Genomic DNA, 22,979 nt, shown 5'->3' with positions numbered 1-22,979 from the left:
ACGATCGATGAGGGCTACTGCGACCTGTGCGGCACCGCCGAGAGCCCGCCGCGGGCCGCGCCGGCGCCGGCTTCGGCGTCCCCTGCCGGGCCGGCGCCGGGATCGGCTTCCGGGCCCGCGTCCGCTCCGGTGGTGACCCAGCCGGTGAGCAGGTCGATGAGCGGGCCGACGGGCAGCAGCGGCAGGTCGCGGGCCGGCGTGCTGGCCACCATCGCGGACCTGCCGTCGGTGCCCTACCGCGACCCGGCCACGGCCGTGATGGCCGACCCCGAGGTGCCGGAGAACAAGAGGCGCTGCGCCAACACGGCGTGCGGGAAACCCGTGGGCCGCTCCAGGAACGGCCGGCCGGGCCTGACGGACGGGTTCTGCCCGCACTGCCGCACGGCGTTCTCGTTCACCCCCAAGCTGGGCAAGGACGACCTGGTGGCCGGCCAGTACCGCGTGCTCGGCTGCCTGGCGCACGGCGGGCTCGGCTGGATCTACCTCGCCTCCGACGAGAACCTCGACGGCCGGTGGGTCGTGCTCAAGGGCCTGCTCAACAGCAACGACGCCGAGGCGCTGGCGGCGGCCGAGGCCGAGCGGAAGTTCCTCACCACGGTCGACCACCCCAACATCGTCAAGATCTTCAACTTCCAGCGCTCGGCCGGCCTCGGCTACATCGTCATGGAGTACGTGGGCGGCCAGTCCCTGCACGAGCTGCGCCGCCAGGGCCCCCTGCCGCTGCGCGAGACCCTCATGTACGGCAGGGAGATCCTGCACGCGTTCGGCTACCTGCACGAGCACGGCCTGGCCTACTGCGATCTCAAGCCGGCCAACGTGATCAGGGTCGGCAAGCGGCTCAAGCTCATCGACCTGGGCGCGGTGCAGCCCATCGGCTCGCCGCCCGGCTCGTCGTGGGCCACGGTCGGCTACCACGCCCCCGAGCTGGAGACCCGGCCGACGTCGGTCGCCTCCGACCTCTACACCGTGGCCAGGACCCTGGCCGTCCTGGCGATTCCCGGGTTCAGCCCGGCCAGGGACGACATGGAGGTCCCGCTGCCGGTGGACTGCGGGCATCCGTCGTTCACCCGGCTGCTGCGCAAGGCGACCGCCGCCGATCCCGCCGACCGGTTCCGGAGCGCGTGGGAGATGGAGGAGCAGCTCGTCGGGGTGCTGCGGGAGATCAGCGCCATGGAGGAGGGGACGCCGTACCCGGCGCTCTCGACGTTGTTCGGGCCGGAGCGTACGGCGGTGGGGACGGCGCTGTCGGACACGTACGACGAGGTGTTCGAGCCGCTCGATCCCGCGGCGGTCGCGACGGCCTTACCCGTGCCGCTGGTCGATCCGGCCGACCCGGCCGCCGGAGCGCTGGCCGGGCTGCTCGGCCGCGACGGCGGGACGCTGATCGACCAGCTCGCCGCGATGCCGCAGACGCCCGAGACGAAGCTGATGCGCGCCAGGCTGCTGGCCGAGCGCGGAGCGGACGAGGCGCGCGACGTGCTCGACGAGCTGGCCGCGGAGCTGCCAGGCGACTGGCGGCCCACCTGGTACCGCGGAGTGCTGGCGCTGGCCCTGCGCCAGGAGCAGGTGGCCGTGTCCATGTTCGACGCCTGCCTGTCGGCGCTCCCGGGAGAGCCGGCGCCGAAGCTGGCGCTGGCCTTCGCGCTGGAATACGCGGGCAAGCCGGCCGCCACCTGGTACGAGTGCGTCTGGCGGACCGACCACGCCTACGTGAGCGCGGCGTTCGGGCTGGCCAGGACGGGCCGGATGAGCGTGCTGGACGAGGTGCCCGCCACGTCGTTCTACCGGGTCCCCGCGCAGGTGGCGCTGGCCGCGTCGGTGGTGCGGCGGGCCGACCTGAGCGGGCTCACGGCCGCCGACCTGACGGGCGCGGTCGAGCGGGTGGCCGCCCAGGCCGACCTCGATCCGCGCCGCCGCGACCTGCTCACCGCCGAGCTGCTCGGCGCGGCGCTGACCTGGCTGGAGACGAACAAGCCGCCGGCGAACGGGCAGCTCGCGGGCGCGCCGTTCACCGCGCCGGGGTTGCGCAGGCGCATCGAGTCCATCTTCCGCAGGCTCGCCGCGGCCGCCGACTCCCGCCAGGAGCGCCACGCGCTCATCGACCAGGCCAACGCCGTACGACCGAGGACGTGGGTGTGACGGATCCCCAGGCCAACCAGCACGACACGCCGGGCGCCGCCTGCCCGGTGTGCCAGGCCTCCGTGGTCGAAGGCGACGTCTACTGCGAGGCGTGCGGCCACGCGCTCGGCTCCCCGGCGTGCGCGTTCTGCGACGCCGCGGCGGTCGACTCCGACGGATACTGCGAGCGGTGCGGCCTGCGCCAGCCCACCGAGCGGGACCACGCCGAGATCGTGCTCGTCGGCGGCGCCGCGGGCGTCACCGACAGGGGACTGCGCCGCAGCCGCAACGAGGACGCGATGGCCCTGCTGACCGCCGGCCGCTCGACCGTGACCGTGGTCTGCGACGGCGTGGGCAGCTCGCCCAGGGCCGACGAGGCGTCCGCGGTCGCCGTCGAGACCGCGGCGGCCGCGCTGGCCAGGGGCTTGTCATCGGAGGAGGCGTTCGACCTGGCCGGGCGGGCGGTGAGCAAGCTCGCCACCTCCGTGCACGACGCCCCCGCCTGCACGTACGTCTCCGCCGTGGTCGAGCCGGGCCGCGTGACGCTCGGCTGGGCGGGCGACAGCCGCGCGTACTGGATCCCCGACGGGACCCCGCTGACCACGGACGACGCCGTGCCGACCGGCGAGATCACCGCCTGGCTGGGCGCCGACGCCGTCGGCGTCCGGCTCAACGTGCGAACGCTCGCCTCGCGCCGGCCAGGACACCTGCTCGTCTGCAGCGACGGCCTCTGGCGCTATCTGGACGGCTACGCCTTCCCCCGCGCGGGCACCCCGCGTGACCTGGCACGCGAGATGTTGCGCCACGCGCTGGACTCCGGCGGCCAGGACAACGTGACCATTGTCGTGATCCCCTTAGGAGAAGCACATGAGTGATCAGGCCGCTTTCACGTTGACCATCGACCAGAACAAGTACCTTCCGCTTGACGGGCGCGAGGTGCACGCCATCCTCACGGTGAGCTCGACCGGCGGCCTGACCACGCAGGCCGTCCCCGCGGAGGCCGCCGAAGTGATCATCGTGGACACGTCGGGCTCGATGAGCGGCTCCAAGATCCGCGAGGCCAGGCAGGCCGCCGCCACGGCCGTGCAGACCCTGCGCGACGGCGTCCACTTCGCGGTGGTCTCCGGCACGGGGAGCGCCAAGGTCGTCTATCCGAGTGGCGGAACGCCGAGCCTGGTCCAGGCGAACCCGGCCACCAGGGCCGAGGCGGCCAAGGCCGTCGACAGGTTGCTCTCGTACGGCGGCACCGCCATGGGCGAGTGGCTGAAGCTGGCCGGGCACCTGCTGTCCACCCGCCCCCAGGCGATCAAACACGCGCTGCTCATGACCGACGGCCAGAACAACGAGCGCGCCGACGTGTTCGCCTCGGTGTTGTCGGCGTGGAGCGGCACGTTCGTGTGCGACTGCCTCGGGATCGGCGCCGACTGGGCGCCCGCCGAGCTGCGCAAGGTGGCCGAGGCGATGCTCGGCACGTTCGACTACGTGCGCGACCAGGCGGACCTGCCGGAGTATTTCCGCCGGCTCACGCAGGCGTCGATGAGCAAGACCGTGGCCGACCTGTCGCTGCGCGTGTGGGTGCCGCAGGCCGCCCGGCTGATGTTCGTCAAGCAGGTCGACCCGGTGCTGCTCGACCTCACCGGCAAGCGCGCCGACGTCAACCCGCTGACCGGCGACTACCCGACGGGCTCCTGGGGCGCTGAGGAGCGCAAATACCATATCTGCGTCGAGGTGCCCCCCGGGCGGATCGGCCAGGAGATCAGGGCGGGCTGGGTCAAGCTCGTGCACCCCGACACCCAGGACGTCCTGGCCAGCGGCAACGTGCTCGCCCAGTGGACCGACGACCTGGCCCTGTCCACCCAGATCAACGGCAACGTCGCCCACTACACCGGCCAGGCCGAGCTGCACGACCTCATCCAGGACGGGCTCAGCGCCCGTGCGATGGGCGACATCGAAACCGCGACGGCCCGCCTGGCCAAGGCCAGAGACCTGGCCGGCGCGTCCGGACGCGAGGACACCGCCAAGCTGCTCGACCGGGTGGTCGAGGTCGATCCGGCCACCGGTACGGCCCGGCTGCGTAAGAACGTGGACAAGGAGGACACGATCGAGCTGGACACCGGCTCCGTCCGCACCAGCCGCCTGCGCAGGGAAGGAAGCTGATGGCGACCTGTCCGCAAGGGCACCCGTCGGGCGCCGACGACTACTGCGACGTGTGCGGCACGCAGATGGCGGGAGCCTCCTCGGCTTCCCCCGCCCCCGCCGCGCCCCAGCCGTCCGCACAGCCGTCCGCACAGCCGCCGGCCCAGGGGAGCCCAGGCGCCGAGACCTGCCCGATCTGCCGGACGCCGCGGGCCGGACAGTTCTGCGAGGTGTGCGGCCACGACTACAGCGGCGCCTCCGGCGCCCTCCCGCTCCCCGTGACCGGGACCCGCTGGGAGGCCGTCACCGCGGCCGACCGCACCTACTACGAGAAGGTCATCGCCGAGGGCGGCCCCGACGCCGACGCGGTGGCGTTCCCGCCGTACTGTCCTGAACGCTCGTTCGGGCTGCACGGCGAGCAGGTCCGCATCGGGCGGCGCAGCAAGGCCAGGAACCTGGCGCCCGAGATCGACCTCACCGGCCCGCCGGAGGACCCGGGCGTCTCGCACCTGCACGCCGTGCTGCTGGCCCAGCCGGACGGCTCCTGGATGCTGGTCGATCCTGGCTCGTCCAACGGCACCCAGGTGAACGGCAGGCCGCTCCAGGTCAACGTGCCGGTCAGGATCGGCCCGGGCGACCGCGTCCACCTGGGCGCCTGGACCGTGATCACCCTCAGGGAGGGCACGCCGTGACCCTGGTGCAGGCCCGGCCGGGCACCCCGTTACCCGTGGAGCGCGGCGTACCCGGCCGCATCCGGGTCATCTCCGGCATCACCGTCGCCTCGCTGGCGCTGCTGTTCGCGGCGCTCGCCGTCGGCAGCTCGGCGGCCCGCGACGGGCTGCAGGTCATCGGCCGCGACGCCGGCCCGCAGGTCGTCGCCACCGCCGGGCTCTACCTGGCGCTGAGCGACATGGACGCGCAGGTGGCCAACGTCCTGGTGATGGGCGACGGCTATCCCCGGGAGCGCGAGGCCGCGGTCACCCGCTACGAGCAGCAACGTTCCGTCGCCAACCAGGCGCTGCTGAAGGCGTTCGAGCTGTCCGGCGACAACCCGGCGGAGCGGCGGACCGTGCAGTCGGTGCTCGACGCGCTCGGCCGCTACGAGCGGCTCGCCGGGCAGGCGCTGCTGCTCGACGAGCGGTCCGGGCACGCGCCAGGACCGCCGCCGGGCGAGGTGGTGCGGGCCTACCGCGACGCCACCGACCTGATGCGCCAGGTGCTGCTGCCGCAGGCGTACAACCTGACCCTGGAGAACGGCACGATCGTCCGGCGCACCTATGACGAGAAGGCGTTCACGGTGCCTCTGGTGCGCGACGCGGTGGTGGTCGCGGGGGTGATCGCGATCGGCTGCCTGATCTGGCTGCAGATCTTCCTGGCCCGGCGGTTCCGCCGGATCCTCGGGCCCGCGCTGATGGCCGCCACGGTCATCACGGCTGTCGCGCTGGTGTCCGGGGTGAGCGTGCTCGGCCAGGACCTGCGGGCGCTGCGCACCGCCAAGTCGGACGGCTTCGACTCGGTGCTGACCCTGGCCAAGGCGCGCGCGATCAGCAACAGCATGCAGGGCGACCAGAGCCGCTACCTGCTCGACGAGGAGCGGGCCGACACCTACGAGCACACCTACCTCGACAAGTCGATGTCGGTCATCTACTTCGAGGCGGGCAACCTGGACACCTACCACCGCAAGGTGACCACCGGCGCGAAGGACTTCCTCGGGCTGCTCGGCCCCGAACTCGTCGGCAAGCAGGGCAATGACGCGCTGGAGGCCTACCGCGACTTCCAGGCCGCCGATGTGAAGTTCCGCCGGCTGGTGCTGGGCGGCCAGGCCAACGAGGCGGTCGCCGAACGGCTCGGGCCGGTCACCACCACGTTCACCGCCTACGACGAGGCGCTGCTCGAACTCGCCGAGACGCACCAGGGCGTCTTCAAACGCGCGATCGACAGGGGCGAGGGCGCGCTGAACACCCTGTGGTTGCTGCTTCCCTTCGCCATCGGCGCGATCGGCCTGCTGGTGATCGCCGGAGTGTGGCCCCGACTCAAGGAGTATCGGTGAAACGGGCGCTGGCAGTGGTGCTCGCCGTGGCCGCGGTCCTCGTGACCGGCTGCGGCATGAGCGACCAGGAGTCGATCCTGGACAAGGACGAGATCGTCATCGGGGTACGCCCCGACCTGCCGCTGGTCGGGTTCCGCGGGCCCGACGGCCGGTTCGACGGCTTCGACGTCGACGTGGCCCGCTACGTCGCCGGCAAGCTGGACAAGGAGTTCACCTTCCTGCCCACGCTGGCGGCCGCCCGCGACGACGTGCTGGTCGACGGGCGGGCCGACATGGTGGTGGCGACGTACACGATCAGCCAGGACCGCAAGGCGAAGGTGTCGTTCGCCGGGCCGTACCACATCTCGTACCAGGACATCCTGACCCGGGCCGACGAGACGATCAAGAACGTGCGCGACCTGGAGGGCCGCCGGATCTGCGAGGTCACGGGCGCGAACGCGGCCCAGCGCGTCGTGGAGGAGCGGAAGGTGGCGGCGCGGGTCGTGCCGTTCCCCGACTACCGGCAGTGCCTGGCGGCGCTGAAGAGCAACCAGGTGGACGCGGTCACCACCAACGACGTCATCCTGGCGGGGCTGGCCGCGCAGGACGGCTCGGGGCTGCGGCTGGCCAACGCGCAGTTCAACGAGCAGCGCTCGGGCATCGGCCTGCCCAAGGGCGACGTGCCCGCCTGCGAGGCGGTCAACCGGGCGATCACCGACATGTACCAGGACGGCACTGCCGCGAAGCTGCTGAAGAAGTGGTTCGGCACGTCGGGGCTGGACCTCGACACGATCGCCGTGCCGCAGTTCGAGGGCTGCTCCTGACCAGAGGGCTGCTCCTGGACATGGGACGGGCCCGGGCGCGCTCGCCCGGGCCCGTTCCCTTGGATCAGTCCAGGTAGTCGCGCAACATCTGGGCCCGCGTCGGATGGCGGAGCTTGGCCAGGGTCTTCGACTCGATCTGCCGGATGCGCTCCCGCGTGACGCCGAACTCCCTGCCCACCTCCTCCAGCGTGCGCGGATGCCCGTCGGCCAGGCCGAACCGGAGCTGGATGATGCGCTGCTCGCGGTCGGACAACGTGGCCAGGATGTCGTCGAGCTGGTCCTGCAGCATGATGAAGGCCGCGGCCTCCATCGGCACGACCGCGTCGGCGTCCTCGATGAAGTCACCGAGGTCGGAATCCTCCTCGCCGATCGGCGACTGCAGCGACACGGGCTCCTGGGCGATGCGCTGGATCTCCACCACACGATCGACAGGGAGGTCCATCTCCTTGGCGATCTCCTCGGGGATCGGCTCGCGGCCGAGGTCCTGGTGGAGCTGGCGCTGCACGCGGACGAGCTTGTTGATCGTCTCCACCATGTGCACCGGAATGCGGATGGTGCGTGCCTGGTCGGCGATGGCCCGCGTGATCGCCTGCCGGATCCACCAGGTCGCGTAGGTGGAGAACTTGTAACCCTTCGTGTAGTCGAACTTCTCGACCGCTCGAATGAGCCCGAGGTTGCCCTCCTGGATCAGGTCCAGGAACAACATGCCGCGGCCCACGTACCGCTTGGCGATCGACACCACGAGCCTGAGGTTGGCTTCGATGAGCCGCTGTTTGGCCCGGGTGCCCTGCCAGACGAGCTCCCTGAGCTCCGGGAAGGCCAGACGCGAGACCCCGTTGGCCAGCCTGTCCTCGGCGAACAGACCGGCTTCGATCGACTTGGCGAGCTCCACCTCCTCCTCGGCGGTCAGCAACGGGACGCGGCCGATCTCCCGCAGATAGATACGGACGAGATCGCTGGTCGGCGCCCGCTTGCCTACGTCTTCCTCATCGGCGCGGGCAGGCTCCTCGTCGCCCTGGGGCTCGAGGACCTCCACGCCATTCTCGGCGAGCATCCGCACGACGCGTTCCAGCGCGTCGGACGGCAACTCGGATCGGTCAAGCGCGGCTGCGACGTCATCGACGGTTACGCTCCCGCGCTCCCTTCCTTTCGCGACGAGGTCCGCCACCTGATCTACCGATGGCGGTCCGCTTGGCAGCACCGATGCACCCACGGGAGACAGTCTGCAGTATTGGTTCCATCAAATGGCAGACCCATTTTTGTCACCGAAGGTAAGGCCGCCGTCCTTACCGAATTGAGATCGCCTAAAGGTTTAGGCCGAGTTTGATCAGGAAAGTAAAGTCAATTACGCGCTCTGGATTCACGCGCCCGGCGACGCCGCCAGCCGGACGCACCTCTTCCGCTGCCCCGAAACGCCGCCCGCCGCGGATTGGACCGCGCCACATTCCCCTGTCAACCGCCCGGTATTCCAGCCGGCGATCGCAGCCGAACCGTTATCTACCCCAGCCGTCCCGTGACGGGAGCGAGGCGTTCCCCGCTCTCCCGCGCGCTCAACAGGCCGCCGCCGTTCAGGTGGCCTGGTCAGCTGCCCGCGAGCCGGTCGCGCAGGACCCTGCGCTGCTGCTCCAGCGCCACCAGCTCCCCGAACAGCTTGTTGTACTCCTGCTGCTCCTCCACCGGGTTGAGCCGCTGGATCCGGGACTTCACCTGCGCGATGGCCCGATCGACCGGCATGGCCTCGACCGCCGCCATGATGTCGCCGGCATAGCGCTCCTCGGTGTGCGCGTCCGTCTGGATCGCCTCCACCGCGAACCGGGTCACGAGCGCCCTGGCGCCCTCCTCGTGAGCGTGCTCGAGCAGCAGGTCGACCCACTCCCGCCCGCCGTGCCCCGCCGCGGCGACGCCTCCGGCGGCGGCGATCACCTTGTGCACCATCGCGTGGTCGGGAGTGGTGAACGCCCGCGCGTCGAGCGCGTCGAAGCGCGGCCCCAGCAACGCCGGCCGCTGCACGGCCAGCTTGAGCAGCTCGCCCTCGACCCGCACGCTGGGATCGGCGGGCGCCGCCCTGGGCATCCGCCGGCCGCGGCCCTGCTGCGCGCCCGACACCTCGGAGATGCGCTGCATGACGAACCGCTCGTCCATGAAACCCAGCCACCGGTCGAGGTCGATGGCGTAGCGCTTGCGCAGCCCCACGTCCTTGATGCCGGCCACGATCGGGGCGGCCGCGTCGAGAGCGGCGATCTTGCCCTCGTTGCTGCGCAGGTCATAGCGCGAGATCGTGCTCCTGATCGCGAACTGGAACAGCGGCTCCCTGCTCGCGATCAGATCGCGCACGGCCGCGTCGCCCTGCTTGACCCGCAGGTCGCACGGGTCGAGCCCGTCGGCCTGCACCGCCACGTAGGTCTGGGTGACGAACTTCTGCTCGTCGGCGAACGCCCGCAGCGCCGCCTTCTGCCCCGCCGCGTCACCGTCGAAGGTGAAGATGACCTCACCCCGGAACTCGGCCTGGTCGAGCAGGAACCGGCGCAGGATCTTGATGTGCTCCTCGCCGAACGAGGTGCCGCAGGTGGCCACGGCGGTCGGCACGCCGGCCAGATGGCAGGCCATCACGTCGGTGTAGCCCTCGACGATCACCGCTTGGGACCGCTTGGAGATCTCCCGTTTCGCGAGATCGATGCCGTAAAGCACCTGGCTCTTCTTGTAAAGCGGCGAGTCAGGCGTATTCAGATATTTCGGGCCATCGTCGGAATCGAGCAGCTTCCGCGCGCCGAAACCGATCACGTCGCCCGTGGCGTCCCTGATGGGCCAGATCAGCCGCCCGCGGAACCGGTCGATCGGCCCCCGCCGCCCCTCCTTGGCCAGCCCGCCCTTGACCAGCTCGTCGGCCGAGAACCCGCGCCCCATGAGATGGCGGACGAGCGCCTCCCACTCGGCCGGCGCGTATCCCACCCCGAAGGTCTCGGCGTCGGCCCGCTCGAACCCCCGCTCCGACAGGAACCGCCGCCCGGCCGCCGCGTCGGGGCTCAGCAGCTTGTCGGCGTAGAACTCGGCCGCCGCCCGGTGCGCCTCGACCAGCCTGGCCCGCTCGCCGTGGTCGCGCCTCGGGACGTAGCCGCCCTGCTCGTACTGCAGCTGGATGCCGGCCCGCTGCGCCAGCCGCTCGACCGCCTCGCCGAAGGGCAGGTGCTCGATCTTCTCGACGAACGTGATCACGTCGCCGCCCTCGCTGCAGCCGAAGCAGTTCCCGGTCAGAATATTGTCTTCCAGGACAAACGCATGCCCATGGTCGACAGTGGCGCAGAAGACTTCCTCGACCCGATCGGTCTCCTCGACGGACTGCACCACCCAACCGCGCCGCGCAAACGCCTTCGTTGTTCCGGTGAACCGCAACCGGTGCTCGTCGATCAGGAAAAAGTCTTCGGTGAGATCATCATTGATGAAGTGCACACGGAAGATCGAACTGGGCTCCCTTCCCGGGAAGCCCTCTCTGACCTGCTCGGTGACGCCGTACGTGCCGATCCCGAGCTTGGTGCACGCAGCTCGGACGAACTCCAGGGTCGCCTTGTCCGCGCAGTGCAACATGACCGTGCCGTCTTTGGCGACATGTCCGTCAGCGGCCACGTAGCCCGCGAGCCAGCCGTACAGATAGGGTACGGACTCGTCGAGCGAGGGAAGCTCCTTGAAGAACGTCGGCAGGTGATGGACCAGGAGCTGCCTGCTCTTTCCCGACGGCCCTCCCACGCTTTCCGTCACGTAGCTGAGGGGGAACCACTTGAGCAGCTGGGCATCCTTGACGGCGTCGAGCGTTGCTCTGCTCCCCGTGGCCGCTCGTGTACCGTCACCGAAGGTGATCCCGTGCGCTATGCCGAAGGGCGACGGCGTCGTGCGCTTGATGCGGGTGCCCGGGAACACCGAGACCAGCCGATGACGCCGCTTCAAGTCTTTGGTGATGACCTCGGCGCGTTTGTCCTGATGCCGTCCAGATCGTACGAACCAACGGTGCTCGGGGGTGGCGAAGATCTCCTTTCGCTGCCCGTTGCGGCTCAAGACGATCTTCATGAGCGGCTGGACGCCGAATGACATGAAGGGCGCGTCCACCCACGTGCCGTCGGACGCGAGCACCCGATGCGTCCCGCCCGCGAGCTCAGCGATCGGACGCACACCCTCCCAGGTCATGACCCTGGTCTCCGCCGCCAGACAGTAGAACATCCCCCGCTCGGGGGTGACGTTGAACGACGGGCTCTTCTCGTCGTGGAACGGGCACAGCCCCTTGAGGTTGCCGCCTCCGGCGTTGCGCAACTGGATGTGCTCGCCGATCACGTCGGCGATGGGGGAGCGCTCGCGAACGAGCGCGATGTCGACATCACGGATCCGGCCAGCCACGCCCGTGAGTCTATTCCGCCCCGCCGACGGTTCCCTCCCCCGCGGTGCGAACCCTGGCGCGTGCGGCTGGGGGAAGAGGGGCATTACCTGTGGGTTGCTAAAGCAGGAAAGCCGCTGTACGCGGACCCCTGGTCGGCTACAAAGGTAAAGGTCGTAGGGAAACGGTGACACGGGTGGAGACCATGCAATCGGGTCATATCGCGCGATGGGCGGCCGTCATGGGCGCCGTGCTGCTGACCGGCGCCTGCAGCCAGGCGACCGGGCTGGCCGGCGTCGGCGCCACCCTGCGCTCCGCCGTACCCTCCGGCCCGGCGACCGGAGCGGGCACGGCCGCCTCACCCGCGGACCCGACGCCGACCCCGACCGCCGGGAAGCAGGGCGGCAAGCAGGCCGGCGTGGAGCCGCCCGAGGGCGACGACCCGGTCAGGGTGCCGCCGCCGAAGTTGTCGAAATACACCTACACGTTCCCTGTCAAGGGCTGCGAGGTCACCTACTCGCGCAAGCTGCTCGTGCTGCCCAAGACGACGATCTGGGCGCAGGAGGGGTGCGCGTTCGTGGCGCCCGTCGCCGGCGTCGTGGACGAGGTCAACACCAGGAACCGGTGGCGCCCGTCCACGGACGCGGGCGCCGACCGCGAGGGCAGGTTCGTCACGATCATCGGCGACGACGGCGTGCGCTACCTCGGCGGGCACCTCGACACGGTGGCCGACGGCATCAGGCCGGGCGTCCGCGTCAAGGCCGGCCGGCTGCTCGGCCGGGTGGGCAGGTCGGGCAACGCCCGGGACACCGCCACCAACCTCTATTTCGCGATCTCGTGGAAGACCGGCTCGACGTTCTGGTGGGTGCGCAGGGGCATGGTCAAGCCGTGGGACTACCTCGACGCCTGGCGTACGGGCAACCGCACGCTCTCCCCCAGGGAGGAGACGCTGAAACTGCGCGCGAAGCTCGGGGAGACGCCGCGCTGCACCGTGTTGTGCGCGTCGAAGCAGCCGAAGAAGCCGAAGACGACGCCGCAGGCGGCCAGGAGCGAGCCGCCGTCCGCCGACGACGACGGTGACGGCGGCGTGGTCAGCGTCACCCCGTAGGCAGCTCCTTCTGGTCGACGACGGCGCCCGACCTGATGAGGGCCTGGATGTCGTCCACGACGTCCCAGACGTTGACGTTCATCCCGGCGATCACGCGTCCGCCGCGCAACCAGTAGGCGATGAACTCCAGCTTGTCCGGGTCGCCGCGGTAGACGATCTCGTCGTAGCCCTCGATGTCGCCGGAGAACTCCATGCCGAGCTCGTACTGGTCGGTGTAGAAGTACGGGATCGGGTCGTAGGTGACGTCCTGGCCGAGCATCGACCGCGCGGCGGCGGGGCCGCCGTGCAGGGCGTTGGCCCAGTGTTCGACGCGCACGCGGCGGCCGTACACGGGATGGAAGTGCTCGGCCACGTCGCCGGCGGCGAACACGTCCGGGTGCGAGGTGCGCAGGGCGGCGTCCGTGAGGATGCCCTGCCCGACCTCGAGACCGGCGTCGCGGGCGAGCCAGACCTCGGGGGCGGCGCCGATGCCGACGACGACGAGGTCGGCCGCGAGCCGCTCGCCCGAGCTGAGCCGCACGCCGGTGTCGGTGATCTCCGCGGCGGCGGTGCCGAAGCGCAGATGCACCCCCTTGCGGGCGTGCAGGCGGGCGAACAGGTCACCCAGCTCGGGGCCGAGCGCCCGGTTGAGAGCGGTGGGCTCGGGCTCGACGACGGTGACCTCGCAGCCGGCCGTGCGGGCCGCCGCCGCGGTCTCGAGCCCGATCCAGGACGCGCCGACGACGAGCACCTTGGCGCCGGCGGCGAAACGTTCCCTGAGCGCGTCGCTGTCCTGGACGGTGCGCAGGTAGTAGCCGGGTCCCGGCAGGCGCCTGGGCACGGAGCCGGTCGCGAGGAGCAGCTTGTCGTACGGCTGCCGCGACCCGTCACTGAGCCTGACCAGGTGGTGGCCGGGCTCGATGCGGGTGACCCGCCGGCCCAGCCGCAGGTCGACGTCGTTGTCGGCGTACCACTCCGGCGGGTGGACGTAGATCTGGTCTCGTTCGCTCCTGCCGCTCAGGTAGTCCTTGGACAGGGGCGGTCTCTCGTAGGGCCGCTCGGCCTCCGCGCCGATCAGCACGATCTCGCCGTCGAAGCCCTCCTCGCGCAGGGCCTGCGCGGCCTTGGCTCCTGCCAGCCCGGCGCCGGCGATCACAAATGTGGCCATGAGCGCAGTATCCGCCCGCCGGGGTCACCGGGGGAAGCGGGTCGGGTCAGGTGGCCCGGCTCATCGGCGAAGCCCGGTCACCGGGCGAGCCTCCTGTGCCAGGCCACCGCCGAGGTGTCGGTGAGCGAGGCGATCTGGTCGATCACGACCCTGACGCGGGCCGCGCCGTCCGCGGCCTCCTGGTACGCGGGCCGGAAGGCGGGCTCCAGCGTGCCGGGCGCGCCGCTGGTGATCAGCGCGGCCAGTTCGGCGATGAGGTCGCGCTGCCTGGCCTGGTTGGCGTGGTGGTCCTTCGTGGTCATGACGTAGTGGGCGACGACGCCCTTGAGCAGCGCGCACTCCAGTCGCGTGGCGGGCGGCACGACGAGGTCGGCGCGGTGGCGGCTGCCGTACACCTCCTTGGTGGCGGCCTGCGCGGAGCGGCAGAAGCGGCCGATGAGACCGCTGGTGAGGGCTTTGAGGCCGGCCAGGTCGGCGAGCGTGCCCGTGAAGCTGCGGGGCCAGAGCGGATCCGTGATCAGCCTGGCGAAGACGGCCTCCAGCTCGTTCAGGTCGGCGCCGGGGGCGTACCAGGTGCGGGTGATCTCGCACACCTGCCTGCGCTCCTCGGCGGACAGGAGCGCTTCTGGCGTGACATGGCCGAGGTGCAGGGCGTCCTCGAGGTCGTGGACGGAGTAGGCGACGTCGTCGGCCCAGTCCATGATCTGCGCCTCGAAGCTCACCCGCCCGTCCGGCGCGCCCTCCCTGATCCACTCGAACACGGGAAGGTCGTCGTCGTAGACGCCGAATTTGGGAGACTTGTCACACGTCCATGGGTACTTGATCGAGGCGTCCAGTGCCGCCCGGGTCAGGTTGAGACCGGCGCTCCTGCCGTCCTCGGTGAGCACCTTGGCCTCGAGCCTGGTGAGCAGGCGCAGGCTCTGCGCGTTGCCCTCGAAGCCGCCGCACGACTCCGCCAGCGCGTTGAGCGCCACCTCCCCGTTGTGCCCGAACGGCGGATGCCCCAGGTCGTGCGCCAGGCAGGCGGTCTCCACAAGGTCGGGGTCGACGCCGAGGGTGGCGCCCATCTCCCTGCCCACCTGGGCGCATTCGAGCGAGTGGGTCAGCCGGGTGCGCGGGATGTGCTGGCCGCCGCCGAACGTCTCGCCGGGCCCGACGACCTGCGTCTTCGCGGCGAGCCTGCGCAGCGCCGCGCTGTGCAGCACACGGGCCCTGTCACGCTCGAACGCGGAGCGATCCGGATTGCCGGGAGGTTCCGGAACCCATCGGTCCTGGTCGTGTTGGTCGTAGTACGACATCGGTGCAGCGATTTTATCCAGTTTCCCGTCTCCGCTAGTGTCGAGCCTCGCGAGTACCCCTTCCCCGGGAGCCCTCCCCCATGACGACAGCGTTCCGAGCGGTGCTGGCTTTCACCCTGCTCGCCGGCTTCTACGTTCTGGTCGGTCTGATCCTCGCCGCGGCGGTCTTCTTCGACGTCCTCTTAGTGGTCGACTTCCACGTCAACCTCATCAAGTTCGCCGCCGTGCTGACCCTGGCCGCGCTCGCGCTGGTCCGGGCCCTGATCATGGTGAGCCGCCGCCGGAGCGGCGAGCAGCCCGGCGTCCCGGTCACGCGCGAGGACGAGCCGGTGTTGTGGCAGACGGTCGAGGAGCTCGCCCAGCGCGTACGCACCGCGCCCCCCGACGAGATCCGGCTGGTGGCCGAGGTGAACGCGGCAGTCTCGGAGGACACGCGGTTCCTGGGCATGAAGGCGACGCGGCGGCGCATGTTCGTCGGGCTGCCGCTGCTGCAGACGCTCACCGTGGACGAGCTGCGCGCGGTGCTCGGGCACGAGCTCGGCCACTACAGCGGCGCCCACACGCGGCTGGGCGCGCCCGTCTACCGCGGGCGCGTCTCGCTGATCGCCACCGTGCAGGGCCTGCGCAACCACCCGTTCGTCCAGCGCCTGTTCACCTGGTACGCCAAGCTCTACCTGCGGGTGTCGCAGGCCGTCTCGCGCAGGCAGGAGCTGGAGGCCGACCAGTTCGCCGTCGCGATCGGCGGCCGGCAGTCCATGGCGGGCGCCCTGCACAAGATCCACACCACCGCGATCGGCTGGGACCTGTACGTCAACGCGTACCTGTCGATGACGGGCGCGGGCGGCACCAGGCCCGCGTCGGTGTTCGGCGGCTTCCACGCCTTCATGAGCGACGCCGAGCGGCAGGCCGAGCTGGCCAGGCTGAGCGATCAGCCCGAGGAGGTCTCCCCGTACGACTCCCACCCGAGCCTGGCCGACCGCCTGGCCGCCATCGAGCGCCTGCCGGAGCCGCAGCAGGTGCCCGACCCGCGCTCGGCCCTGACCCTGCTGCGCGACCCGAACGTGGCCGTGCAGGCGGTCGAGCAGTCCATGTGGTCGTCCGAGGCGCTGCTGACGCTGCGGGCGGTCTCGTGGGAGGAGCTCGTCGCGCACGGCATGTACGCCACCCGCAACGCCGACGCCCTGCGCGACCTGGCCCTGGCCGGGCAGCAGGTGATGGGGGCGTCACGGCCGTACCTGGACGCCGCCTTCGAGGCGATCGCGCGGGGGCGGCAGGCGGAGCTCGAGTACAAGCTGCGCGAGCTGGGCTGGAACCCGTCGGACACCCTGCTGGCCGGGGTGCTCGGGCAGGCGCTGGAAGCCGTCATGATCCAGCTCGGCGAGGCCAAGTGGACGCTGTCCTGGTCGGGGCCCGCGCGGCTGCTCTTCGACGACGGGGAGGAGGTGGCGTTGGCGGAGTACGCGGCCCGGGTGGCGGCCGATCCGGCGGCGGTGGGCGGGCTGCGGCAATGGCTGGGCGACCACGGCATGCGCCACGACTACGTCCCCGTCGAGCAACCGCCCCCGCCGGGCGCCCTGCCCGCCCCGGGACCCCCCTCCGGCCCCACCGCGGGATCCGCCCCCGGCGCCACCGCGGGACCCATTCCGGGACCTGTCGCGGGACCCCCTCCCGGCCCCACCGCGGGACCCACCCCCGGCCCGACGGCGGAACCTCCCTCCGGTGCGGGGCCCGCCGCGGGACCCGGTGCGGGACCCGGTGCGGGACCCGGTGCGGGACCCGCTCCTGGGATCCCGGGCCCGCACGCTCCGGGGCCGCTCGCGCCGCCCTTCCCGGGACCATCGGCTCCCCCCGGCCCGGAGGACCAGTCCCCTCACTTCTCAGGACCCGTCCCCCCGCCCGCCTCGGACCCCGCCGTCCCCCACCCCCCGGAACCCGCGACCCCGAGCGCCTGGGGACCGGCCGCCCCGCACACCTCGGAACCCGCGACCCCGGACGCCTGGGGACCTGCCACCCCGGAACCCGCGGCTCACAAGCCCGGCCCCGCAGTCACGGACACCTCCGGAGACTCCTGGTTGTTCTCGGAGGAAGAGCCGGTGCCGCACACGTTGGGCGACCCGAACCCGGACGCCCCCCGTTAAGGTCTTGGCCGTTTCCCGTACGGGCGATCGGCCTTGGCCACGTCAGAGGTAGCGTGACTGGAGACGGGCCGGCGATGAACCATGGACGGCAGATGGCAGGGACCCCGGCGGAGCGGCACGGCGAGGCGGTGGCGCTGCTGGCTGCGGCCCGGGCGGGCGACCACGAAGCGTTCGGCGTCCTGGTGGGGCCGTTCCAGGACGAGCTGCGCGCGCACTGCTACCGGATGCTGGGATCGCTGCACGACGCCGAGGACGCGGTTCAGGACACTTTGGACCGGGCCTGGCGGAGTTTGGGCCGGTTCGAGGACCGGGGATCGTTCAGGGCGTGGCTGTACAAGATCGCAACGAATCGGGCGCTGACGCTGATCGAGCGGCGGGGGCGGCGCGAGCTGCCCGCCGACCTGACCCCCGGGGGCGCGCCGGTGGCCGAGGTGGCATGGCTGGAACCGTATCCTGACCGGCTGATGGGCTGGACGGAGGAGCTGGGCCCCGAGGCGCGCGCGGTGGCGCGGGAAAGCGTGGAGCTGGCCTTCGTCGCGGTCCTGCAGCACCTGTCGCCCCGGCAGCGGGCCGTTTTGCTGCTGCGCGACGTCCTCGGGTACGCCGCCGCCGAGGCCGCCGGCCAGCTGGACACCACGGTCGCCGCGGTCAACAGCGCCCTGCAGCGGGCCCGCAAGATGCTCGCCGAGCTGCTTCCTGAAGCCGGTCGGCGAGGGACGTTCGACGCGCTCGGCGAGCCCGGGCAGCGACAGCTGGCCCGCCGTTACGCCGACGCGTGGGAGGCCGGCGACGCCGACGTCATCGTGGCTCTGCTGACCGAGGACGCGAAATACTCGATGCCGCCGCTCCCGCACTGGTACCAGGGCCGCGACGAGATCCGCCGCTTCCTGACGGAGGGTCCGCTGACCGGCCGCTGGCGCTTCCTGCCGGCGCGGGCGAACGGGCAGCTCGCGTTCGGCACGTACATGTGGGACGACGAGCGGGCCGCGTACGTCCCGGCCGGCCTGGATCTGCTGGCCGTCCGGGGCACGCGGATCGCCGAGGTCGTCTCGTTCCTCCAGGCCGATTTCGCGGCCTTCGGCCTGCCCGCGGAGCTGCCGCGATGATTTCCGGGCCCGGCGCGGGTTGTAGTTCCGAAGGGACCATCGACCTGGAAGGACCACGACCATGGCCACCGACGAGGAGCAGATCCGCGCGCTGATCCGGCACTGGGCCGAGGCCGTGCATGCCGGCGACATGGACGCCGTGCTCGCGGATCACGCCGATGACGTCGTGATGTTCGACGTGCCCCCGCCGTACGAGGGCGTCCGCGGCATCGCGGCCTACCGTGAGACGTGGCCGGGCTTCTTCGCCTGGCAGGAGCAGGGGGCCGTGTTCGAGATCGAGAGCCTGGAGGTCACCGCCGGCTCCGGCGTCGCCTTCGCCTTCGCGCTGCTGCGCTGCGGCACTCCCGGGGCGCTGGCGGCCGACCCCGGACACCGGCTGCGGCTGACGCTCGGCCTGCGCAAGGAGCGCGGCCGCTGGGTCGTCGCCCACGAGCACCACTCGTTCCCGATCGCGGATCGCGGTGCGAGGGAGGAGGAGGTGCGCCGGGTGCACGAACGCTGGTACGCGAGCACCGCCGCCAAGGACTTGGACGGCATGATGGCCTTCGTCGCCGACGACGTCGTCTCCTACGAGCACGAGGCGCCTTTCGAGTACGCCGGCGCCGAAGCGGTGCGCGAGGTGTGCGCGCGGGGCCTGGACACCGCCGGCGAGGCGGACGTCACCCTGGACGTGCCCGGTCTGAGGATTCTGGTGAACGAGGATCTCGCCGTGGCCTGGGGCTTCAACCACGTCCGCGTCACCGGCAGGGACGGGCAGGCGTCCGACATGTGGTCGCGCGGCACCCGCGTGTTCGAGCGGCGTGACGGCGCGTGGCTGATGGTGCACCAGCACCTGTCGTTCCCGCTGGATGACGACACCGGCGAACGCCGTACGTGATCGTCTGACGCCGGTGACGGTGCCGGCGGGCGCCCGGCCCCGCGCCCCGCCCTCCGGAGCAGGTCGGGGCGATCGACGTCATCACCGAGCCCTGGTTGCGACAGCCCAGGAACGGCCGGGCGCCGCCGTCAGCGCAGCGGGCGTTCCAGCTCGGCCCGGTGCGCGGCGACCCAGTCGTGGCAGGCGCGGATCCGGGCCACCACCCCGTCGTCACGCAGTCTGATCGCGTGCGGCATCCCGGCGGCCGCGTCCGTCTCGATGCCGCGCGCGCAGCGGTCCTGCCACCACAGGATCGCCGCCACCAGGCCACCCCGCTCACGCAGCCCGTACGCGTCGCAGATGAGCCGGATCCGCCTGCCGGCGTCGACGGCTCCCGGACCGAGGCCGAGGTACTGCCAGCAGACGTGCGCCACGTCGTGGATCCGCCGTCCCGGCGCCGCGATGTCCCAGTCGATGAACGCCACCGGCCGCAGGCCCGCGCCCTCGTCGCGGTAGACGGTGTTCTTCGGGGACAGGTCGTTGTGGCACACGACCTCGTCGTCGCCGGCCAGGGGTGTCCCCGCGGTCAGGTCGTGGAACGCGCGTACGAGCTCCGCCACCCGCGCCAGGCTCTCGTCGGAGGTGACGCCGTCGGGCTGGACGTCCTCCCAGGCCACGTGGCCGTCCACGAAGCTGAGGATCTCGCGGCCGCGCTCGTCCGTCCCCAGGAATCTCGGCGCGCCCGGCCATCCGCCGCGTTCCAGCAGGAGCAGCAGGTCGTGCACGTACGCGGCCCGGTGCGCGGGCGGGCGGCGGACGGTGTCGCCGACCCGGACGACGGCGTTCACGTACCCGCCGGGCAGGTGTGTTTCGGACATGCGTCCCAGCCTGCCCGATCAGGCCGGGGGACGCCGCTCCATCGGCCGGGCCACGGCTTCGAGGACCGGTATCCGGGTCCTGCCGGCGTGCGGGGTCACCGAGGCGGGCCCCGCACCGGCGCCGCGTGGGCAGCGCCGGCACCTTGTTACCAAGGAGACCCTGATTATCTGGCGAGCGTCATGCCAGAAGGCCACATTGAAGACCTCTTGATAGTTTCAGGCTTGACGTTATTTTCATGGATTCCACAATTAATAAGGAGACTGCGACAAGCAGGACTTCTCCGCGGCCACCCTGCGGAGTCACCGCACCGGCGACCACATCTCGCTGGTGATGTGCGTGTTCCACCTGGCCGAGTTCCGCACGGGCCCGATCAGCCAGGCCGCGCTGGCCCACCTCGACCGGCTCGACACCTACCTGCGCGCGAACGAGGACGTCATCTACCTCATGCAGGCCGGGTTCATCGGCGCGTGGAGCGAGCAGAACTTCGGCGACCAGGGCGTGGTGAGCGCCGCCGACCGGGCCGGCAGGAAGGCCGTGGTCGACAAGATCCTCGCCGTCCTGCCCTCACCGCGGATGGCGCAGCGCGAGATCTCCCGCCGCCTCGGCTACCGCTCCGCCCTGCGGACCGGCGCGTACCCGGACAGGGCCGCCCGGGGCGGGGCGCTTCCGGTCACCTTCACCGTCAGGAACGACGGCTACGCCGCCCCCGTCAATCCCTCCGCGACCGGCAGCGAGCTCGAGAGCGGGCTCGCGGCGGTCAGGCGGCGCCCATGGCGCGGGCGATCGTGAGGCTGTCCTCGAAGATGTGGTAGCGGGTGATGAGGCCGTCCTCGACGGTGATGTGCAGCGCGACCGGGGAGGTGTAGGCGACACCGCTTTCCCGCACGGTCTGCACGATCTCCGCGATCACCACGGCGTCCGCCCCGTCGACCAGGATCCGGGTGACCGACGTGCCGTTCAGCTCGGGCACGTGGTACGTGTCCAGCGCGCGGAAGTGGTCCGCCGCCTCGGCCCTGGTCGATCGCGGCCGGATCCAGGGCACCACGGGCTGCCCTTCGGATGGCCAGCTGAACCGCCAGTCGATGTGCTCGGCGAACATCGCGGCCGCGCCGTCGTGGTCGCCCCCGGCGATGCGCCGCAGCAGCTCCTGCACGATGTCACGGGTGTTCTTCATCTCGTACGTCATGCCGCGCAGCCTGCCCGGCCCGGGGTCAGCCCGTCGGTTACCCGCGAGGTAACCGTCAGCCATGGGCGGCGCCGGGACGCCGCGCCGATCGCCCGCTGGCCGGCTCGCCGCCGCCGTCCCTGAGAATGCGCTGTGAACCTGCGCCAACGCCTTCCTGACCCCGCACCCTTACGTTACTTTTGTCCGACTACGGCGGCCGTTACCCCTGGTTTCGGCTGCCCATTCCCGGGGGGAATGAGGTAACGCGCGGTAACGAAAGGGCTGCAGGCGCGCATGGGCGTTGTGAGAACCGGCATCAAGCGAAGAATTCGGCTGCTGAACGAGGCGCTGCGCCCGCCGCGCCAGCTGTCGGCACCAGAGCCGGCACCGCTGCTCAAGGCCTCCCGCCCGCGTCCCCCGAAGCGGACGCACGTCGTCGACTACTCCATCCCGATCCTGCCGCGGCAGGTGGACTCCCCGGTCTTCGTGATCGCCTCGGTGCGCTCCGGCTCCACGCTGCTGCGCATGCTGCTCAACAGTCACTCCCGCATCCGCGCCCCGCACGAGCTGCACCTGCGCACCGTCGAGGTCCACCTGACCCCCGACTTCTCCGAGCAGTCCATGCAGGAACTCGGGCTGGACAAGGTGGAGCTCGAACACGCCTTGTGGGACCGCATCCTGCGCCTGGAACTGGAGCGCAGCGGCAAGGAGATCATCGTCGACAAGACGCCGGGCAACGTCTTCCTCTGGGAGCGGCTGCACTACGCCTGGCCGAAGGCGAAGTTCCTCTTCCTGCTGCGCCATCCGGAGGGCGTGGTGTCCTCCCTGGAGAACCGCAAGACGAACACCTCCACCCGCGAAGCGCTCGAGGCGAACGCGCTGAAATACTTCAAGCCCCTGGAACAGGCCCGCCGCACCCTCGACGGTCTCACGCTGCGCTACGAAGAGCTGACCGCCGAGCCGGAACGGGTCACCCGCGAGGTCTGCGAATATCTGGGCGTGGCGTGGGAGCCGGAGATGCTCGAATACAGCAAGCACGACCAGGGCCGGTTCGTCCCCAACCTGGGCGACCGCAGCGACACCATCAAGTCCGGACGGATCCAGCCCGCCCGCACCTTCGACAACACCGCGCTCCCACCCGAGCTCGCCGAGTACGCCGAGGCCTGGGGCTACCGCTGACCTGGCGGAAAACCGGTGTGACCGGCGGGCTGCCGTGTGGGAAGATCCGGCAATGCACATCGAGTTCTCCCCGTTCTCGTCCGACGACATCGACCTGTTGGCGGACTTCCTGGCGGGAAACGGCTGGCCCTTCCACGCGGGCACGCAGGACGCGGAGACGGTCAGGCGGCGGGCCGCCGACGGGCTCTACTGGAACGACGAGAGCCGCACGTTCTGGGTGCTGGCCGACGGCGAGCGCGCGGGCCTGGTGCGGCTGCAGGATCTCGCCGACGACACCGCCATGTTCGACCTGCGGATCCGTGAGGCCCGGCGCGGTCAGGGGCTCGGCACGGCCGCGGTCGCCTGGCTGACACCGTACGTCTTCACCGAGTTCCCCCACATCATGCGGATCGAGGCCACGACCCGCCAGGACAACCACGCCATGCGCGCGATCCTGCGCGGCAGCGGGTACGCCAAGGAGGCGCACTACCGGGAGGCCTGGCCGAGCCCGGACGGCGGCGCCCTCCACGACTCGGTCGGCTACGCCGTGCTCCGGCGCGACTGGCTCTCCGGCACGGTGACGCTCCCCGACTGGCACGACGAGCCCGCGACCCGGTCGAGCGGGGAACGTCCGAGCTGAGCGCGACCCCGGTCGGC

At 71.2% G+C, this 22,979-nt stretch carries 20 protein-coding genes; 13 read left to right on the top strand and 7 right to left on the bottom strand.

The genetic code is table 11. From position 1 onward, the window contains the following. Window positions 1-14: 14 nt before the first annotated feature. Window positions 15-212: a hypothetical protein gene (locus ABGB14_RS02460; RefSeq protein ID WP_347641850.1), complete on the bottom strand. Its 198-nt coding sequence runs from the start codon at window positions 210-212 to the stop codon at window positions 15-17. Between ABGB14_RS02460 and ABGB14_RS02455 the strand changes: the two genes are divergently transcribed. From ABGB14_RS02455 to ABGB14_RS02430, 6 genes are read left to right on the top strand one after another with little or no spacing between them, the layout of a single operon-like run. Then, entirely contained in the window at window positions 199-2,139 is a 1,941-nt protein-coding gene (locus ABGB14_RS02455; RefSeq protein ID WP_347641849.1) for a tetratricopeptide repeat protein, read from the top strand. The two genes, ABGB14_RS02460 and ABGB14_RS02455, sit on opposite strands and share 14 nt — an antisense overlap. After that, window positions 2,136-2,993 carry a protein phosphatase 2C domain-containing protein gene (locus ABGB14_RS02450; protein WP_347641848.1) on the top strand — a complete coding sequence of 286 codons (858 nt, stop codon included), beginning with the start codon at window positions 2,136-2,138 and terminating at the stop codon, window positions 2,991-2,993. Before ABGB14_RS02455 ends, ABGB14_RS02450 begins: the two co-directional genes overlap by 4 nt. After that, window positions 2,986-4,275 (top strand): VWA domain-containing protein, encoded by a 1,290-nt coding sequence (locus ABGB14_RS02445; protein ID WP_347641847.1) that lies wholly within the window; start codon window positions 2,986-2,988, stop codon window positions 4,273-4,275. The genes ABGB14_RS02450 and ABGB14_RS02445 overlap by 8 nt, the downstream gene beginning before the upstream one ends. After that, complete coding sequence (locus ABGB14_RS02440; RefSeq protein WP_347641846.1) at window positions 4,275-4,946, top strand: FHA domain-containing protein; 672 nt, start codon at window positions 4,275-4,277, stop codon at window positions 4,944-4,946. The genes ABGB14_RS02445 and ABGB14_RS02440 overlap by 1 nt, the downstream gene beginning before the upstream one ends. Next, the gene (locus tag ABGB14_RS02435; protein ID WP_347641845.1) at window positions 4,943-6,304 is read left to right on the top strand and encodes a hypothetical protein; all 1,362 of its coding nucleotides are present in this window, start codon (window positions 4,943-4,945) and stop codon (window positions 6,302-6,304) included. The genes ABGB14_RS02440 and ABGB14_RS02435 overlap by 4 nt, the downstream gene beginning before the upstream one ends. Continuing rightward, complete coding sequence (locus ABGB14_RS02430; RefSeq protein WP_347641844.1) at window positions 6,301-7,107, top strand: transporter substrate-binding domain-containing protein; 807 nt, start codon at window positions 6,301-6,303, stop codon at window positions 7,105-7,107. The genes ABGB14_RS02435 and ABGB14_RS02430 overlap by 4 nt, the downstream gene beginning before the upstream one ends. A 64-nt stretch (window positions 7,108-7,171) precedes the next feature. On the opposite strand, the gene rpoD is transcribed toward ABGB14_RS02430, so the two are convergent. Further along, window positions 7,172-8,308 carry an RNA polymerase sigma factor RpoD gene (gene rpoD, locus ABGB14_RS02425; RefSeq protein ID WP_132337254.1) on the bottom strand — a complete coding sequence of 379 codons (1,137 nt, stop codon included), beginning with the start codon at window positions 8,306-8,308 and terminating at the stop codon, window positions 7,172-7,174. Between the two features lie 380 nt (window positions 8,309-8,688). Continuing rightward, window positions 8,689-11,490 (bottom strand): DNA primase, encoded by a 2,802-nt coding sequence (dnaG, locus tag ABGB14_RS02420; RefSeq protein WP_347641843.1) that lies wholly within the window; start codon window positions 11,488-11,490, stop codon window positions 8,689-8,691. A gap of 182 nt (window positions 11,491-11,672) precedes the next feature. Here dnaG and ABGB14_RS02415 point away from each other — a divergent pair, with 182 nt between their 5' ends. Next, window positions 11,673-12,575, top strand: coding sequence for a M23 family metallopeptidase (locus tag ABGB14_RS02415; protein WP_347641842.1), 903 nt, complete (start codon window positions 11,673-11,675; stop codon window positions 12,573-12,575). On the opposite strand, the gene ABGB14_RS02410 is transcribed toward ABGB14_RS02415, so the two are convergent. After that, window positions 12,565-13,722 (bottom strand): FAD-dependent oxidoreductase, encoded by a 1,158-nt coding sequence (locus ABGB14_RS02410; RefSeq protein ID WP_347641841.1) that lies wholly within the window; start codon window positions 13,720-13,722, stop codon window positions 12,565-12,567. The two genes, ABGB14_RS02415 and ABGB14_RS02410, sit on opposite strands and share 11 nt — an antisense overlap. Before the next feature lie 77 nt (window positions 13,723-13,799). Next, window positions 13,800-15,020 carry a deoxyguanosinetriphosphate triphosphohydrolase gene (locus ABGB14_RS02405; RefSeq protein ID WP_347641840.1) on the bottom strand — a complete coding sequence of 407 codons (1,221 nt, stop codon included), beginning with the start codon at window positions 15,018-15,020 and terminating at the stop codon, window positions 13,800-13,802. 80 nt (window positions 15,021-15,100) lie between these two features. Here ABGB14_RS02405 and ABGB14_RS02400 point away from each other — a divergent pair, with 80 nt between their 5' ends. The 3 genes from ABGB14_RS02400 (at window position 15,101) to ABGB14_RS02390 (ending at window position 19,141) form a co-directional block, all read left to right on the top strand. Further along, a complete protein-coding gene (locus ABGB14_RS02400; protein WP_347641839.1) occupies window positions 15,101-17,158 on the top strand; it encodes a M48 family metalloprotease in 2,058 nt (685 codons plus the stop codon). Window positions 17,159-17,250: 92 nt separating this feature from the next. Next, window positions 17,251-18,264, top strand: coding sequence for a sigma-70 family RNA polymerase sigma factor (locus ABGB14_RS02395; RefSeq protein ID WP_347641838.1), 1,014 nt, complete (start codon window positions 17,251-17,253; stop codon window positions 18,262-18,264). A 61-nt stretch (window positions 18,265-18,325) separates the two neighbouring features. Next, a complete protein-coding gene (locus tag ABGB14_RS02390; protein ID WP_347641837.1) occupies window positions 18,326-19,141 on the top strand; it encodes an SgcJ/EcaC family oxidoreductase in 816 nt (271 codons plus the stop codon). A 128-nt stretch (window positions 19,142-19,269) separates the two neighbouring features. Here ABGB14_RS02390 and ABGB14_RS02385 read toward each other — a convergent pair whose 3' ends face one another. Next, a complete protein-coding gene (locus ABGB14_RS02385) occupies window positions 19,270-19,998 on the bottom strand; it encodes a phosphotransferase (protein WP_347641836.1) in 729 nt (242 codons plus the stop codon). Between the two features lie 337 nt (window positions 19,999-20,335). On the opposite strand from ABGB14_RS02385, the gene ABGB14_RS02380 reads away from it, so the two are divergent. After that, window positions 20,336-20,788, top strand: coding sequence for a DUF4874 domain-containing protein (locus tag ABGB14_RS02380; RefSeq protein WP_347641835.1), 453 nt, complete (start codon window positions 20,336-20,338; stop codon window positions 20,786-20,788). On the opposite strand, the gene ABGB14_RS02375 is transcribed toward ABGB14_RS02380, so the two are convergent. Further along, window positions 20,757-21,185, bottom strand: a complete 429-nt coding sequence (locus ABGB14_RS02375; protein ID WP_347641834.1) for a nuclear transport factor 2 family protein — start codon at window positions 21,183-21,185, stop codon at window positions 20,757-20,759. The two genes, ABGB14_RS02380 and ABGB14_RS02375, sit on opposite strands and share 32 nt — an antisense overlap. A gap of 273 nt (window positions 21,186-21,458) precedes the next feature. Between ABGB14_RS02375 and ABGB14_RS02370 the strand changes: the two genes are divergently transcribed. Then, window positions 21,459-22,343 (top strand): sulfotransferase, encoded by an 885-nt coding sequence (locus ABGB14_RS02370; RefSeq protein ID WP_347641833.1) that lies wholly within the window; start codon window positions 21,459-21,461, stop codon window positions 22,341-22,343. A gap of 52 nt (window positions 22,344-22,395) precedes the next feature. Then, complete coding sequence (locus ABGB14_RS02365) at window positions 22,396-22,962, top strand: GNAT family protein (RefSeq protein ID WP_347641832.1); 567 nt, start codon at window positions 22,396-22,398, stop codon at window positions 22,960-22,962. Window positions 22,963-22,979 lie beyond the last annotated feature (17 nt).

The organism is Nonomuraea sp. B10E15 (genome assembly GCF_039871615.1).
In the GTDB taxonomy this organism is placed as follows: Bacteria; Actinomycetota; Actinomycetes; order Streptosporangiales; family Streptosporangiaceae; genus Nonomuraea.
Note: the sequence above shows the minus strand (reverse complement) of the source record. Positions and strands in the feature narration are given on the sequence as shown.